We start from the raw sequence: 14,675 nt of genomic DNA, 5'->3' as shown, positions 1-14,675 counted from the left end.
TCGTATCCTGTACTACAGCGCGTCGACCGGGCGTGGAGCCATTGGTTCCGTCGATCACGACAATAACCTCAGCGACGTATCAGTCATTCCGCCTGGGAGTTTTGCCCAGGACTGGACGCAGATCGCTGGATTGAGTGGCGATCGTATCCTGTACTACAGCGCGTCGACCGGGCGTGGAGCCATTGGTTCCGTCGATCACGACAACAATCTCAGCGACGTATCAGTCATTCCGCCCGGGAGTTTCGCCCAGGACTGGACGCAAATCGCCGGCCTGTGAGGACTGTCCGGAAGAGGCTCACGTTATTGCGTGGCTTGCCGCGCAGCTGATCCGGCGCCGCGTAGACGTCGGTTACCGGCTGTTGCTCTCACTGCGGGTGGCGGGTGTCGTGAGCCTTGTTTGCCGTGGCCTGCGGTCCGTTGCCGCCGCCGGAACCTTGGTCGACTCGAAGAGGATCAACTCAAGCTCCCAGCGCCTCCACGTCCACGACCTGAATGCTGCAGCCGGTCGCACCCCGAGCGAAAGATCAGGGTGGTCCCCGATGGCGCTCGCGTGTCGGCTCCGACAAGACTGATGCGGTCGCAGTGTCAGCCCAGCCCCAGGACGAAAGGCAGTCATGAGCTCGCATGCCCTCGGCGCCGTCGCGGTGTCAACCGAAACGCCGGCCCCCACCCCCATCGCGGCCCGCGCGCAGACCCTGACCAAGACCTACGGCTCGGGGGACACCCAGGTCCGAGCGCTGGACGGCGTGTCGGCCGACTTCGCGCGGGGCGAGTTCACCGCGATCATGGGGCCATCGGGGTCCGGCAAGTCGACGCTGATGCACTGCCTGGCCGGGCTGGATTCCGCCACCTCGGGGTCGGTCGTGATCGGTGACACCGAGCTGACGACCCTGTCCGACAAGCAGATGACGCAGCTGCGCCGCGACCGGATCGGGTTCGTCTTCCAGGCGTTCAACCTCGTCCCGACGCTCACGGCGCTGGAGAACATCACCCTCCCGCTCGACATCGCGGGCCGCAAGCCCGACCGGGCCTGGCTCGACAACGTGCTCACCCGGCTCGGGCTCAAGGACCGGCTCGACCACCGACCCAGCGAACTGTCCGGCGGCCAGCAACAGCGCGTCGCCTGCGCGCGGGCGCTGGCCGGTCAGCCGGAGATCATCTTCGGCGACGAACCCACCGGGAACCTGGACTCGCGCTCCTCCGGCGAGGTCCTCGCCATCCTGCGCGCCGCGGTCGACGAGTTCGGTCAGACCGTCGTGATCGTCACGCACGATCCGCGGGCGGCGAGCTACGCGGACCGGGTGGTGTTCCTCGCCGACGGCCACATCGTCGACGAGTTGCGCGACCCGACCGCCGAGGCCGTGCTGGACCGGATGAAGCGGCTCGACACCGTCGCCGTCGACGGACAGGTCTGAGACATGTCCTCACCCATCAACAGGGCCTCACCCATGCGCAAGGTCTCGCTGCGAAACCTCGCGGCGCACAAGGTCCGGCTCGCGCTGACCGTGCTCTCCGTCGTCCTCGGCACCGCCTTCGTCGCCGGGTCGTTCGTGTTCACCGACACGCTCCAGAAGACGTTCGACGGGCTGTTCGCCGACGCCGCGAAGGGCGTCGACGTCCGGGTCAGCGGCCTGGAGGAGGGGTCAAGTGGCGTCCCGCTGACCGACCTCCCGGCACTCGAGGCCGTCGACGGGGTGCGCGCGGTCGTGCCCGCCGTCGACGGCCAGATCGTGCTGCTCGGCGCCGACAAGAAGCCGCTGCAGACCGGCGGCGCGCCCAGCATCGGTCTGTCGTACACCCCGCCGGAACAGGCCCTCGGCGATCCCGACGTGATGGTCGCGGGCGCGCCGCCCTCGCAGCCCGGCCAGATCGCGCTCAACGAGGGCGCGGCCCGCAAGGCCGGTCTCGCGGTGGGGGACCGGACCCAGGTGCTGGTGTCCACGAGCGGCGTCATCGACGTCACCGTCAGCGGGATCTACGAAACACCCTCCGACACGGGCGGATTCGTCGGCGCGGTGTTCGACGGCGCGCAGGCCCGCGAGCTGTTCACCGACGGCAGCCACGTGGATTACATCGACGTCGCCGGCACGGGGGTCTCCCAGTCCGAGCTGCGCGACCGGATCGCCGCCGCGCTCCCGGACGCCAAGGTGGACACCGGCGATCAGGTTCGCGAGGACGTGAAGGCCGAGGTGAACTCGGCGCTCAGCTTCATGAACTACTTCCTGCTCGCGTTCGGCGCGATCGCGTTGCTGGTCGGGACGTTCATCATCTACAACACCTTCTCGATGATCGTGGCCCAGCGGCTGCGCGAACTCGCGCTGCTGCGGGCGATCGGCGCCAGCCGCAAGCAGGTGGGGCGTTCGGTGGTGCTCGAGGCGCTCATCGTCGGTCTGCTCGGCAGCGCGCTCGGCATCGCAGCGGGCGTCGGACTCGCCTACGGGCTCCGATCGCTGCTCAACAGCTTCGATGTCGGGTTGCCGTCCGGGCCGTTGCAGCTGGAGCCGCGCACCATCATCGTGGCCCTCGTCGTCGGCGTGCTCGTCACGGTGGTCAGCGCCTACGCGCCCGCGCGCCGGGCGGCCAAGGTGCCGCCGGTGGCGGCGATGCGGGAGGAGTTCTCCTCCACCGGCGACTCGCTGCGCGTGCGGACGCTGGTCGGCGCGATCGCGGCGGTGGCGGGCGGCGCCCTGCTGCTGGTCGGGTCGCGCGGTACCGGCGGCGGGGCGGCCGCGACCGTCGGCCTCGGTGCGGCCGCGTTGATCGTCGCGGTCCTGCTCGCCGCTCCCGCGCTCTCGCGCCCGGTCGTCGGTGCGCTCGGCGCGGTGCTGGCCAAGCCGTTCGGTCCGGTGGGCCGGCTGGCCCGCACCAACGCCGTGCGCAATCCCCGCCGCACCGCGGCGACCGCGTTCGCGTTGACCCTCGGCCTGATGCTGGTGTCGGTGATCGGCGTGTTCGGGTCGTCCGCGAAGGAGAGCGTGAACTCCCTGGTGGACAACGGTGTTCGCGCCGACTACATCCTCGCCGGCCCGGACACGATGGGCGTTCCCCTCGGGGCGGCGGCCGCGGTCAAGGACGTGCCCGGCGTGGCGGATGCGGTTGCCCTGCACGGTGTCTCGGTCAAGATCGACGACGAGGCGCAGGTCGGTACCGCCCTCAGCGGTCAGCTCGACGGTGTCCTCGACTACACCCTCGAGGAGGGGTCGGCCGCGCTGTCGGGCAACAACATGCTCATCTCCGAGAAGACCTCCGCCGAGAAGGGGTGGCGGCTCGGCTCGCCGGTCGTCATGACCGACCGGGACGGCGAGCAGGTGACCACCACCGTCACTGGCATCTACGCCGACACCCAGCTCCTCGGTGACTGGGTGGTACCCGAGTCGGTGTACGAGCAGGTGACCCCGGCCGCGGTCAGGGCGGTCTGGGCGGTGCTGGTGGAGGCGCAGCCGGGCGCGGACCTGGCGGCCATGCGCGCCGATCTGACGGCCGCGACGGACAGGTTCCTGGTGGTCCAGGTCAAGGACCGGGAGGAGTTCAAGGGCAGCCAGAGCAAGCAGATCGATACCCTGCTCGCGGTGCTCTACGGGCTGCTGGCGTTGGCCATCGTGATCGCGATCCTCGGCATCATCAACACCCTCGCGTTGTCGGTGGTGGAGCGGCGCCGCGAGATCGGAATGCTCAGGGCCGTCGGCATGCAACGACCGCAGGTGCGACGCACCATCTACCTCGAGTCGGTGCTCATCGCGGTCTTCGGTGCGGCGGTCGGAGTCCTCCTCGGACTCGCGTTCGGGTGGGGTTTCGTCAGCACGCTGGCGGACGAGGGCCTCGACGTGATCGCGGTGCCGTGGGGGCAGGTGGCGGCGATGCTGCTCGGCTCCGCGGTGGTCGGCGTGCTCGCCGCGCTGTGGCCCGCCGCGCGGGCCGCGCGGACCAAGCCGCTGGAGGCGATCGCCGGGGTGTGACCGCGGAGCGGCCGGGGTGCCGCGGGCTGGTCGTCGGCGTCACCGCGCGATGTCGACGACCAGCCTGGTCGGGTCGCTCAGGGTGGACACCGAGAACGGATGCCCACCGGACTCGAGCCCGATGAACGACTGGGTCGTCCCCTCGAACACCCCGGAGATCCGGGCCTCGGTGACCAGCTCGGTGTCCTCACCCGGCAATGGGTTCGGGCCGTCGTACTCGTGGACACCGGTGTCGAAGGGGTAGCCGCTGCCGGTGATGAGGACCTCGAGGATCGTTTCCCCGGCAATCGGGATCACGTCCCCGCTGCCCTCCTGGACGGCCAAGTCGACATAGCGGACCGACCACCCGGGGACCCCGGTGCCGCCCAGTTCGTAGACGACGCGGTCGTATCCGTCGTGGGCGCCGACGCGCAGGCCGGCGACCGTCAGGTGTGCGTCGTCGGACGCGTCGGCCCGGTGGGGCTCGGTGCTCCAGACGGCGCCCGGGGTGGTCGCCACCAGGGTGGCGGTCGAGGTGATCACGGGGGAATCCGTCGGCGCCGCGGTGACCGACCCGGAGGTGGTCGCGACGCCGTCGGAGTCGCCGCAGCCGGTCAGCGCGAGCACGCCGCCCACCGTGAGCACGCCACAGAGCGCGGCGATCCGCGCGCGAGATGAGTTCGGGCGGTTCATGATTCTGGCATCTCAGAGGAGTGGTGGTTCACGATCAGCCATTCGCCGTCTCGCTTCTCGTACACGAACGTGTAGCGGGCATCGACGCCCTGGGGGCCGTCGGGCGTGTTCAGGGTGAACCGGTAGACGCCGGTGTCGATCGCGTTTTCCGCATCGAGCACGTTGACGACGGACTGCTCGATCACCGCGCTGGGCTTGCTGGGCAGGAAGCCGGTGAAGTATTCGACGATGCCCGCGCGGTCGGTGCGCACCACATTGGACACCGTCGGGAGGAGCACCGCGTCCGGGGCGTACAGGTCCGCGACGGCCTCGGGATCGCCGGTCGCCAGCGTTTCGTTCCAGGTGTCGAACAGGGCGGTGACCTGCTCCGGCGACGGCGGGTCGTCCTGCGCGTCGCCGGAGATCGGGTCCGCGCAGGCCGTGAGGGCAGCGACCGCGCCCGCGGTCAGGGCGATGGATCGAACGGTTGACTTGTGCATCGCGGCACCTGATTTCCGGTTGTTGTTTGATGGGTTGGCCGGGCTACCTCACCACCAGATCGTGGTCGGTGGCGCTGAGGGTGATGGCAGCGATCTGCTTGCCCCGCATCCAGTCCCGGACGAAGCTCTCGAGCGCGGGATCGTCGCCGCGTGAGTCGAAGGCGTCGCGGGGGACCTCGATGGCACCGACGAGGTGACGCGGCTCGGCGTCGAGCCCGGGACCGCGCGTGCCGAACAGGCGCAGTCCGTCGGCGGTGTGCAGCACCACCGGGATCTCGGTGCCGTCGGGCGCGGTCACCGTCGCCTTCCTGCTGGTGGCCGCGGGGTCGAAATGCGCTACCGAGAGGCGGTATCCCGACGGCGCGGCGTGGGATCCGGCGCTGTCGAGCAGTCGCGGGTCGACGACCGAGTAGGGGAGTCCGATGTCCATCAAGACCTGCCCGTCGATGGCTCCGTTGCGGGCGGGCAGGCTCCCGGTCAGGTGCCAGGGTGCGGGCGGGGCGAGGGTGTCATTCGACCGGTCCGCCGCGGGGTTGTCCACGGGTGTGCCCAGGCGGACGGCGTCGGTGCGGGTGAACTCCCATCCGGGTGCCGCGAGGTCCTTGTGCCAGAAGCCCGCGACGCCGCCCTGACTGCCCTCCACCCGCAGTTCCCGTTGGCCGGGGCCGGGTCCGGTGGAGTTGACGCTGATCGCGGAGGTGATCGCGCCGGGGATCTTGGGCTGATGAGTCCAGTCGGGCGCGGGCAGCTGGATGGCGGCGGTGCTGCGATCGATCGTCTCGGCGACGAGACCGGGTGCGGTGGGCTTGCCTGCCTGGCTCTCCCAGCTGTACCGGAAGAAGACCGAGTCGGACCCGGACGAGTCGAAATCGAAACTGCGGGTGTACATGTCGCCATACCTGTTCATGACGAAGGTCGTCGAACCGGCGGCGGAGAGCGAGATGGACCGGAACCGCCCGCCGAGCGGACCACCGATCTCGTAGCTGTCGTCGTTGGGGAGCCACGGGTCCGCGAAGGTGATGCGGCTGCCGTCGCCGGTCAGGGCGGGAATCATGGTCATCTTCCCCAGCCCGACGTAGTGGATGCGTCCCGCGATGTCGGTGTAGGTCTGGTTGTCCCACGGGGACGAGACGCTCAGCGCCCAGCCGTTCCCGTTCTCGCCCGGAAGTTGTTGTCCCGGACTGAACCACAGCGGCGAACCCCACGCGGAGGTCCAGTTCCACAGGATCGGATCCTGCGAGGCGTTGTCCATCGTGTAGATCCAGCCGTTGTCGTCGACTGCCACCAACTCGTCGTCGTCCAGCGAGATTCCGGCCAGGCGACCTCGCAGGCACTCGGGCATCGGGACGTAACGCCACGGTTCCGCCGTCGGTGCTCCGGTGGTCCGGGGTCGGGTGAGCAGGTCCCGGCCGACCAGCGCGAAATCGGAGAACCGGTTGAACTGCGTGGTCGGGGTGCGGACCTCGACACTGGCGGGCGCGTTGTCCCCGGTGAACACCGGCAGGTTCGTCAAACCGATCCTGCCGCCGCCGGACGGAACTCCGGGCGGGAGTTGGGCGGTCCCGAACGGTATGCACCCAACGGGCTGACTCGGCGGCGCGGCGGCCGCGGCGACCGGCATCGGCCACAGCAGGCCCACCGCGGCAATGCCCCACAACCGCATCAGTGACGGACGGATCCGGCGTGTGTTTCCACGTTCGGGTGGCTGCCTCACCCTATGAGTTTCGCACCTGGTGCCGGGTAGTAGTGGCAAGAATCGCGGGCGGGCCTGTTCAGCTCGTCGCGTGCCGGGGCATCAGGTCGACCCCGTTGATGCTGTGCACGGTCCACCGCTGCCCGTCGTGGCTCAGGGTACTGATGCCCGCGTTGCGAATCCGCGGTGAGCGAGCGGAGCGGATGGAGTCGAGGACCGCGCGGATCACCCCGCCGTGCGTGACCGCGATGATGGCCGACCCCGGGTGGCGTCGCGCCAGGTCGTCGATGGCGCGAAGCCCGCGCCTCGCCACCGAGGGCTTCGGTTCGATATCGGGGTAGCGGCCGTGCGGCCAGCGGTCGAAGGCCTCGTAGTCGGTGATGCCCTCGGCTTCGCCGAGATGGCGTTCGGCCAGGTCGCGGTAGGCGGCGGAGCGCTCGATACCGAGCTGTGCGCCGATGATGTCGGCGGTCTCGCTGGCGCGCGAGAGCGGCGAGCTGACCAGCAGATCCCAGGTTCGGCCTGCCAGGGCGTCGGCGGCCCCGCGCGCCTGCACCCGACCGGTGTCGTTGAGCGGGATGTCCGAGGAGCCCTGCAGGCGGCGTTGTGCGTTCCACTCGGTCTCGCCGTGCCGGATCAGCGCCAGGTAGGTCATGGTCGCCGCAGACTAGCACCGGGTGGGGTGCGAGCGGTGCTGCGCGACTGGATGATTCGGCGGATCGTGCGCCCTCCGGTCGAAATGGCGGGCACTCGGACAGCCGGGGTCGGTTCTCGTAGGCAATACGCTCCTGGCCTGCCGAAGCGCCGCGCCTCGATTTCTGGAACAGTGGTGTTCTGGAACTCGAGGAGGCTCGATGTCGGATGACCCGCAGGTCCCGGGCGAACACGAGACCGCGGCGCAGCGCCGCGAACGCATCTCGCTGCAGGTGCGGCGGTGGAGCGAGGGGGCGTGGGTCGAGGCCCGCCTGCCGGTGCTCTCCGACGACGCGGCGGTGCTGATCGCGGCCGGTCACGTCGACGCCGCCACGCGAGAGATCCTCGCCGAGCGGCGGCGGACGGGCCGGACGATCCCGTCGATCGGGGGCTTCGGTGCGCTCCGCCGGCTCACTGATGAACATGCCCGGCTCGCGGGGCGGGCGGCGGAGCTGCGGCCGGGGCCGGTGCAGGCCGTGTTCACCTTCCGGGCGGCCGAGGTCGCCAAGCGGCTCGATCACCTGCGGTCGGCGGTGGTGCTGTCCGCCACGCATTACGCGAGCGGGGTCCGTGCGATCCGGCGGGAGCGACGCGACGGGGTGCACCTCGAACCCGAGCAGCGGGAGGCGCTGTTCGCCGCGTTGCAGCGGACCCCGACGCCCGTCACCTCGGGGGATCGCCCCGTCGACCAGGTGCGGAACGCGACCCTCGGGGCCGCGGCGGAGCGCGTCGCCGCGCTCACCGAGAGCACCCCGCTGGCGGGCGTCGGGCGCCGGGCCGCCGAGGCGCTCGTCCAGGGCGCCGCGCCCGAGGGCGAGCGGTTCGTGGACCGCTACGACACGCTGCTCTACCTGGCGGGCACCCTCTACGACCGAATCGACGGTTCCTCGGCCTGGCATTCGGAGCACTTCCTCGTCCAGCGTGCCCAGCTGGACCTGGCGGACGAGCTGATCCAGATCGCGGCCGACACGGTGGCGCTGCGGGGGATCACCGCCGAGCTCGCCTCTGCCATGCAGTCCACCCGGGGCGAGGGTGCCCGGGCCCAGATCACGGCGCGGCAGACGGCGTTGGCGCCGGTGTGGCGCCAGCTGGTCGACCGGGTCGCGGCGTTGGCCCGGATCGGTGATCTGCTGTCGCAGGCCGAGGACCAGCTTCAGGCGATCGCCGCCGTGCAGCGGACGATGAGCCTCGATTCGAGGATCGACGACCTCATCGCGCGCTCGGGTAGCCGGGAACTGTCGGCGGCGAACACCCATCACGTCGGCGATCAGTTCGGCGGGGTGGAGGAACTGATGGGGACGTACCAGAGCGTCCTGTACGGGGACATCCTGGCGTTGACCTCGCGCGCGGAACCCGGTGGCGGTCGGGGCTGACGGTCAGGCCGTGGCCGCGACGAGGCGAAGGGCCAGTTCGGAGTACAGCTCCGCGACCTGATCCGGTTCGGTGAAGCCGCCGCCGGGAAACCAGCGGCACACGTCGACGCACAGCGAGGTGATCGCGAGGGTCACGCCCTCGACGTCCGGGACGACGAACGAGCCGTTCGCGGCGCCGGCCTTGACGATCCGCTTGACGATCCGGTTCACGTCGCGGCGGAGCCCGATGATCGTGCGGTAGTGCTCGGGCGAGAGCGCGGTCAGCTCGTACTGGACCACCCGTCCGCGGGCGTGGTGTTTGGCATGCCAGCGAGTGAAGGCGCCGACGACCGCGCGCAGCCTCGCCGCGGGTGGCGCGTCGACGGGGTCGGCGTCGGTGAGCAGTTCGACGCATCGCTGGTGGCCCTCGAAGCTGATCGCGTAGAGCAGCTCTTCCTTGGACTTGTAGTGCGGGTACATCGCGGCCGGGCTCAGGCCCAGACGTGCGGCGATGTCGCGGGTGGTGGTCCCGCCGTAGCCCTTCTCGGCGAACGCCTCCACGGCCGCCGCACGGATCCGCGCGGCGGCCTTGGAGCTGCTCACCACGCCGGGCGTCGTCTCCGCCACCGATTCGCTCACCCTCGCCTCCGCATCACGTTCGACCTTGACAACACCTGTCGGCGGGACAAGTATAAGCATGCGCTTAGGAAATGAGCGTGCGCTTAGTTATGTGGGCGTGCGCCCTCGGCTCGGCTCGACCGGGGTTCGGCGATCTGACACAGAAAGCACACAATGAATCTGAAACTCACCGACGAGGAACTCGCGTTTCGCGACGAGATGCGCGCGTTCTTCACCACGCAGGTCCCGGCCGACATCCGCGAGCGGGCTGCCCGCGGCGGCGAGCTGACCGCCGACGATTTCAAGACCACCCAGGCGATCCTCAACGCCAACGGGCTCGCGGTGCCGAACTGGCCGGTCGAGTGGGGCGGCCGCGACTGGACTCCCGTGCAGCGGCACATCTGGCTCGACGAGATGCAGCTGGCCTCCGTGCCGGACCCGCTGGCGTTCAACGCCGACATGGTCGGGCCGGTCATCGCGGCCTTCGGCTCGCAGGAGCAGAAGGAGAAGTTCCTCCCCGCCACCGCCAACCTCGACATCTGGTGGTGCCAGGGCTTCTCCGAGCCGGAGGCGGGTTCCGACCTCGCCTCGCTCAAGACCCGAGCCGTCCGCGACGGAGACGACTACATCGTCAACGGTCAGAAGACGTGGACGACGCTGGCGCAGCACGCGGACTGGATCTTCTGCCTGGTCCGCACCGACCCGAACGCCCCGAAGCGGCAGGCAGGCATCTCGTTCCTGCTCATCGACATGAAGACCCCCGGCGTCACCGTCCGCCCGATCAAGCTGATCGACGGCGGCTACGAGGTCAACGAGGTGTGGTTCGAGGACGTCCGCGTCCCGGCCGAGAACCTCGTGGGCGAGGAGAACGCCGGCTGGGGATACGCGAAGTTCCTGCTCGGCAACGAGCGCACCGGCGTCACCCGGGTCGGCACCTCGAAGGTGCGCCTGGCCCAGGCCAAGGAGCTGGCCGCGCAGACCAGCGTCGGCGACGGCACCCTGCTGCAGGACCCGTTGTTCGCGGCGCGGCTCGCTGAGCTGGAGAACGAGCTGCTCGCCCTCGAGCTCACCCAGCTGCGCGTGGTCGCGGGTTCCGCGGACGGCAAGCCGAACCCGGCATCCTCACTGCTCAAGCTGCGCGGATCGGAGCTGCAGCAGGCCACCACCGAGATCCTCATGGACGTCGCGGGCCCCGATTCGCTGCCGTTCGAGGCGGGCGACATCGATTCGCCGTCTTGGGCGCAGCATGCCGCCCCGACCTACCTGAACTACCGAAAGGTATCCATCTACAGCGGATCGAGCGAGGTGCAGCGCACCATCATCGCCTCCTCGATCCTCGGATTGTGAGGCGCCGCAATGGACTTCGAACTCAATGACGAACAGGTCATGCTGCGCGACACGACCCGTGAGCTGCTCAGCCGCAGCTACGACGCCGAGAAGCGCAACGCCGTCACCGCCACCGACCTCGGCTGGAGCCAGGACGTGTGGAAGAGCTTCGCCGAGATCGGCCTGCTCGGGCTTCCGTTCGCCGAGGAGGACGGCGGGATGGGCGCCGGACCGGTCGAGACGATGGCCGTGATGAACGAGATCGGCCGGTCGCTGGCGCCGGAGCCGTACCTCGCCGTCCTGCTCGCCGGTGGGCTGATTGCCGACGCCGGCTCGGCCGACCAGCGCGCGCGCTACCTGCCCCGGGTCGCCGAGGGCACCGTGCTGCCGGCGTTCGCGCACGCCGAGCCCGGCAGCCGGTGGCCCGCGATGGTGGTCTCGACGACCGCCACCGCGCGGGGCGACGGCTGGGTCCTCACCGGCCGCAAGAACCCGGTGCTGCACGGCGACTGCGCCGACACCCTGGTCGTCAGCGCGACCCTGCCCGGAGGGGGAGTGGGCCTGTTCCTGGTCGACGCCGCCGCTGAGGGCGTGACGCGGCGCGGCTACGCCACCCACGACGGGCTCCGCGGCGCCCAGATCGAGTTCGCCGAGGCGCCGGCCGAGCAGCTCGGTGGCGGCGGCGATGTCACCGCCGCGATCACCGCGTCCGAGGTGCGCGCGCAGGCCGCGCTGTGCGCCGAGGCGGTGGGTGCGATGGCGGAGACGCTGCGGCTGACCACCGAGTACCTCAAGCAGCGCAAGCAGTTCGGTGTTCCGCTGGCGAAGTTCCAGACCCTGACGCAGCGTGCGGCGGACATGTACGTCTCGCTGGAGCTCGCGAGCAGCATGAGCCTGTACGCGACGATGTCGCTGGCGGATGGCGTGGTCGACCCGACGATCGCCTCGCGGGCCAAGCTGCAGATCGGACGGGCCTCGCGACACATCGGCCAGGAGGCCATCCAGATGCACGGTGGCATCGGCATGACCGCCGAGTACCCGGTGGGGCACTACGTGTCCCGGCTCGTCGCGATCGAGCACACGCTCGGCAGCGCCGACGACCACCTGCGCGTGCTGGCGGGCACCGTCGCCGACCACGAGATGGTCAACGTCTCGGAGTGACCCGTGACGGCCGAGAGCCCCGTCGACCAGTGCGGTCGGCGGGGCTCTCGTTCGTCGGGGTCAGCGGCTGAGCTTGGTGCGCATCATCATCACGTTGTAGTCGGACCACGTCGTGGCCAGGAAGTACAGATCCTCGCCCTCCGACCAGGGGTGCATGTACGCGCCGTACAGGCCGGGCACGGTCGCGCTGCTGACCAGTGTTTCCGGTGCGCTCCACGGCCCGGTCAGCACCGGCGCGGTCCGCATGACCAGCGCGCTCGATTCGTTGGAGTACAGCGCGATGAACTTGCCCAGGTAGGCGCTGTACTGTACCGACAGCTCGCTGACGCGGCCGTCCAGGACAGGCACCGCGACGGCCGGGTTGCCGACCACCCAGCCGGCGCCGTCCCAGTACTCGTAGCCGGCGACGTTCAGGATCGAGGCCTCCGGGGTGCGGGAGAGCCGGGCCTGCCCGGACCGACCCGACGGCGTGCCGAAGTTGTAGACGAAGCCGTCGTGCTTGACGAAGGCGCCCATCTGGAAGTTCTGATTTCCGGTCGCCGGGAGATTCGCCCGTGCCAGGGCGTCGTCGAGGACATTGAGCCGGATCGACTCCGGGCGCGGTGTCCATGTCTCGCCATTGTCGGTGGAGGAGGCGATCTGGGAGTAATTGGTGACCCATTCGCCGGGCGCCGCCCAGCTGCGGATGGACATGTAGTTGATGTACTGCACCCCGTTGACGGAGATTCCGGTTGTCGGGATGACGGTGTGTTCGACGCCGGGGATCTTCTTGCTCGGGAGGAATTCCTTCGAGTGGTTCGGCCGGTCAAGGGGAGAGCTGTCGATGCTCATCCCGTCGCTGAGGTCGCGATCGGAGCTGCGGAAGAGCACGTTGCTCCGCCAGTCGCCCACCAGCCCTTCGCACAGCGGAGCCTGGCTCAGTCCGGTGGTGTCGCCGAACGCCGTGAGGACCTGGCCCGCGCCGTTGTCCCACATGATGCCGAGATCGGTGCCGACCACGTTGAACCGCCGGGCGGTGTCGTTGGGGCCGTTCAGGCCGGTGACATGCTCGATCGCCCGGGTCTTGCCCTTGAGGTTGGGAAGCCGCCCGTCCTGGCCGTTCAACCAGGGAATCGGATTGCCCGCGCCGCCGGTGCTGCCGAACCCGCTGCTCCCGCCGCTGCCGGAACCGCCGCAGAACGGATTCGCCGCCGCCGAGGGAGCGCCGACGGCGAGTACCGCGGTCGACGCCATGGTTGCGACCAGGGACAGCATCACGAGCGTGGAAGTACGGGTCATCGGTTGGGCCTTCCCGCTCGATTCTGCGCAACTGCCGGTCCGGATCGCGGCCGCTCACAATCTAACTAAGCGGGGAGTGAGGTGGCCGTGGCCTTGGATAACCGTTCGGACAAGACTTCCGAATTGCCTCGAGTTCGACAAATGTCTCGATTTGGATAACGCCGCCGCGCCTGCCGGGATTGTCGGGACCTCGCCGCTAGCGTTTTGTGCGGAAATGCGGCTCAGGAGTCTTACGCACCCGAGATGCGTAATTCTCGACGGAGTAGAAACCGGAAAGCGGCGTGAGTTCGAGGCGCCGAATGACTGCCTAGTAGGTGTTCGACATGACCACAATCGCCCCGCCAGCCCTCAAGACCCTCAGTGCCTGCGTCTTCGTGACCGGACTCGTCGGTGCCGCCATCGGCATCTACGGCCTGGATGTCGAGGTCGCCGTGCTGTGGCTCATCGTCGCGTCCGTCTCCGGGCTCTACCTGCTGAAGCTGCGGGCGGAGTCGCACGGCCGACTCGAGCGCCCCGCACGCTCCCCTCGCACCACCGCCTAGCCCCCTGCGGCGGCGCACGCCCCTAGCCTCGTGTGATGCGAACTGTGGGTGTGGACCTCGCGGCCGAGCCGAGGAAGACCGCGGTCGCGGTGATCGCCTGGTCCGGAGGCGCGGCGAGGGTCGAGAACCTGTGGTTGGGCGTCGGCAACGCGGAGATCGTCGAGGCGGTCCGCGGATCCGAGCGAACGGGGATCGACTCGCCGTTCGGGTGGCCCGAGGCGTTCGTCCGATTCCTGACCGAACACGACACCGGCACGCTGCAGGCGACCAACGACCTGGAGAGCAAGGACGGCCGCCGGCCGTTGGCGATGAGACGCACCGATCTTCTCGTCCGCGCCTCGACGGGTCTGTCCCCGCTCAGCGTCTCCGCCGATCGCATCGCACACGTGGCGTTCCGCTGCGCGGGCCTGCTCGCCGAGCTTCGAGAACGTGAAGTCGAGGCCAGCCGGGTCTCGGGACGCGCGGTCGAGGTGTACCCGGCGGCCGCTCTCCTCGGCTGGGGACTGCCCGCGCGCGGCTACAAGGGACGGATGAACCGGGCGGCACTCACCGAACTCGTCACCGGGTTCGCCGAGGCGGCCCCGTGGCTGGACCTCGGCGAGGCGGAGTGGCTGTGCCGGGAATCCGACGACGCCTTCGACGCGGTGGTGGCCGCCGTCGTGGCACGAGCGGCCGCGCTCGGCAAGACAGAGTTGCCCGCGGATCCGGATCGGGAGGTGGCGGAGCGGGAGGGGTGGATTCACCTGCCGAACTCGCCGCTGGAAACGCTGCGAGGCACGCGAATCTGACGTCCGGAAGACGGTCACCGCGTCCGACCAGGCGTTTTGGTGTTCTGAGGTTTGTCGCGTAACTTTTGTCGAGTCAGAGCGACACGGACACCGACCCGGGCCGAGAGGCCGGGGACA

The 14,675-nt window shown here is 69.6% G+C and carries 14 protein-coding genes; 8 read left to right on the top strand and 6 right to left on the bottom strand.

The window, feature by feature from the left end; translation table 11 throughout:
* From ACFQS9_RS26410 to ACFQS9_RS26400, 3 genes are all read left to right on the top strand, one after another.
* The coding region (locus ACFQS9_RS26410) for a hypothetical protein (protein WP_378409526.1) at nt 1-277 on the top strand (277 nt) is incomplete at its 5' end.
* Between the two features lie 337 nt (nt 278-614).
* Nucleotides 615-1,415 (top strand): ABC transporter ATP-binding protein, encoded by an 801-nt coding sequence (locus ACFQS9_RS26405; protein ID WP_378409525.1) that lies wholly within the window; start codon nt 615-617, stop codon nt 1,413-1,415.
* Between the two features lie 33 nt (nt 1,416-1,448).
* Nucleotides 1,449-3,956 carry an ABC transporter permease gene (locus ACFQS9_RS26400; RefSeq protein ID WP_378409529.1) on the top strand — a complete coding sequence of 836 codons (2,508 nt, stop codon included), beginning with the start codon at nt 1,449-1,451 and terminating at the stop codon, nt 3,954-3,956.
* A gap of 39 nt (nt 3,957-3,995) precedes the next feature.
* Here ACFQS9_RS26400 and ACFQS9_RS26395 read toward each other — a convergent pair whose 3' ends face one another.
* The 4 genes from ACFQS9_RS26395 to ACFQS9_RS26380 all read right to left on the bottom strand — a co-directional run bounded on the left by ACFQS9_RS26395 (nt 3,996) and on the right by ACFQS9_RS26380 (nt 7,455).
* Nucleotides 3,996-4,628, bottom strand: coding sequence for an AMIN-like domain-containing (lipo)protein (locus ACFQS9_RS26395; protein WP_378409524.1), 633 nt, complete (start codon nt 4,626-4,628; stop codon nt 3,996-3,998).
* Nucleotides 4,625-5,107 carry an SgcJ/EcaC family oxidoreductase gene (locus ACFQS9_RS26390; RefSeq protein WP_378409523.1) on the bottom strand — a complete coding sequence of 161 codons (483 nt, stop codon included), beginning with the start codon at nt 5,105-5,107 and terminating at the stop codon, nt 4,625-4,627. Before ACFQS9_RS26390 ends, ACFQS9_RS26395 begins: the two co-directional genes overlap by 4 nt.
* 43 nt (nt 5,108-5,150) lie before the next feature.
* Complete coding sequence (locus tag ACFQS9_RS26385; RefSeq protein ID WP_378409528.1) at nt 5,151-6,728, bottom strand: hypothetical protein; 1,578 nt, start codon at nt 6,726-6,728, stop codon at nt 5,151-5,153.
* A 151-nt stretch (nt 6,729-6,879) separates the two neighbouring features.
* Nucleotides 6,880-7,455, bottom strand: coding sequence for a histidine phosphatase family protein (locus tag ACFQS9_RS26380; protein ID WP_378409522.1), 576 nt, complete (start codon nt 7,453-7,455; stop codon nt 6,880-6,882).
* 199 nt (nt 7,456-7,654) lie between these two features.
* On the opposite strand from ACFQS9_RS26380, the gene ACFQS9_RS26375 reads away from it, so the two are divergent.
* Nucleotides 7,655-8,866 carry a hypothetical protein gene (locus ACFQS9_RS26375; RefSeq protein ID WP_378409521.1) on the top strand — a complete coding sequence of 404 codons (1,212 nt, stop codon included), beginning with the start codon at nt 7,655-7,657 and terminating at the stop codon, nt 8,864-8,866.
* 3 nt (nt 8,867-8,869) lie between these two features.
* Here the strand turns inward: ACFQS9_RS26375 and ACFQS9_RS26370 are convergent, their stop codons facing one another.
* On the bottom strand, nt 8,870-9,472 hold the full coding sequence (locus tag ACFQS9_RS26370; RefSeq protein WP_378409527.1) for a TetR/AcrR family transcriptional regulator: 603 nt from the start codon (nt 9,470-9,472) through the stop codon (nt 8,870-8,872).
* A 165-nt stretch (nt 9,473-9,637) separates the two neighbouring features.
* Here ACFQS9_RS26370 and ACFQS9_RS26365 point away from each other — a divergent pair, with 165 nt between their 5' ends.
* Nucleotides 9,638-10,810, top strand: coding sequence for an acyl-CoA dehydrogenase family protein (locus ACFQS9_RS26365; RefSeq protein WP_378409520.1), 1,173 nt, complete (start codon nt 9,638-9,640; stop codon nt 10,808-10,810).
* Nucleotides 10,811-10,819: 9 nt separating this feature from the next.
* On the top strand, nt 10,820-11,950 hold the full coding sequence (locus ACFQS9_RS26360) for an acyl-CoA dehydrogenase family protein (protein WP_378409519.1): 1,131 nt from the start codon (nt 10,820-10,822) through the stop codon (nt 11,948-11,950).
* Between the two features lie 60 nt (nt 11,951-12,010).
* Here ACFQS9_RS26360 and ACFQS9_RS26355 read toward each other — a convergent pair whose 3' ends face one another.
* A complete protein-coding gene (locus tag ACFQS9_RS26355) occupies nt 12,011-13,228 on the bottom strand; it encodes a DUF4185 domain-containing protein (protein WP_378409518.1) in 1,218 nt (405 codons plus the stop codon).
* A 323-nt stretch (nt 13,229-13,551) separates the two neighbouring features.
* On the opposite strand from ACFQS9_RS26355, the gene ACFQS9_RS26350 reads away from it, so the two are divergent.
* A complete protein-coding gene (locus tag ACFQS9_RS26350) occupies nt 13,552-13,770 on the top strand; it encodes a hypothetical protein (RefSeq protein WP_378409517.1) in 219 nt (72 codons plus the stop codon).
* Nucleotides 13,771-13,805: 35 nt separating this feature from the next.
* Nucleotides 13,806-14,558: a DUF429 domain-containing protein gene (locus tag ACFQS9_RS26345; RefSeq protein WP_378409516.1), complete on the top strand. Its 753-nt coding sequence runs from the start codon at nt 13,806-13,808 to the stop codon at nt 14,556-14,558.
* Nucleotides 14,559-14,675 lie beyond the last annotated feature (117 nt).

The organism is Rhodococcus daqingensis, assembly GCF_042665615.1.
GTDB classification, from domain to species: domain Bacteria; phylum Actinomycetota; class Actinomycetes; order Mycobacteriales; family Mycobacteriaceae; genus Rhodococcus_G; species Rhodococcus_G daqingensis.
This window is presented reverse-complemented; position numbering and strand designations above follow the sequence as displayed.

Excerpts from the sequence above, each read along its gene's own strand:
- ACFQS9_RS26405 (WP_378409525.1), top strand. The coding sequence starts at position 615 with ATGAGCTCGCATGCCCTCGGCGCCGTCGCGGTGTCAACCGAAACGCCG.
- ACFQS9_RS26400 (WP_378409529.1), top strand. The coding sequence starts at position 1,449 with ATGCGCAAGGTCTCGCTGCGAAACCTCGCGGCGCACAAGGTCCGGCTC.
- ACFQS9_RS26395 (WP_378409524.1), bottom strand. The coding sequence starts at position 4,628 with ATGAACCGCCCGAACTCATCTCGCGCGCGGATCGCCGCGCTCTGTGGC.
- ACFQS9_RS26390 (WP_378409523.1), bottom strand. The coding sequence starts at position 5,107 with ATGCACAAGTCAACCGTTCGATCCATCGCCCTGACCGCGGGCGCGGTC.
- ACFQS9_RS26385 (WP_378409528.1), bottom strand. The coding sequence starts at position 6,728 with ATGCCGGTCGCCGCGGCCGCCGCGCCGCCGAGTCAGCCCGTTGGGTGC.
- ACFQS9_RS26380 (WP_378409522.1), bottom strand. The coding sequence starts at position 7,455 with ATGACCTACCTGGCGCTGATCCGGCACGGCGAGACCGAGTGGAACGCA.
- ACFQS9_RS26375 (WP_378409521.1), top strand. The coding sequence starts at position 7,655 with ATGTCGGATGACCCGCAGGTCCCGGGCGAACACGAGACCGCGGCGCAG.
- ACFQS9_RS26365 (WP_378409520.1), top strand. The coding sequence starts at position 9,638 with ATGAATCTGAAACTCACCGACGAGGAACTCGCGTTTCGCGACGAGATG.
- ACFQS9_RS26360 (WP_378409519.1), top strand. The coding sequence starts at position 10,820 with ATGGACTTCGAACTCAATGACGAACAGGTCATGCTGCGCGACACGACC.
- ACFQS9_RS26355 (WP_378409518.1), bottom strand. The coding sequence starts at position 13,228 with ATGACCCGTACTTCCACGCTCGTGATGCTGTCCCTGGTCGCAACCATG.
- ACFQS9_RS26350 (WP_378409517.1), top strand. The coding sequence starts at position 13,552 with ATGACCACAATCGCCCCGCCAGCCCTCAAGACCCTCAGTGCCTGCGTC.
- ACFQS9_RS26345 (WP_378409516.1), top strand. The coding sequence starts at position 13,806 with ATGCGAACTGTGGGTGTGGACCTCGCGGCCGAGCCGAGGAAGACCGCG.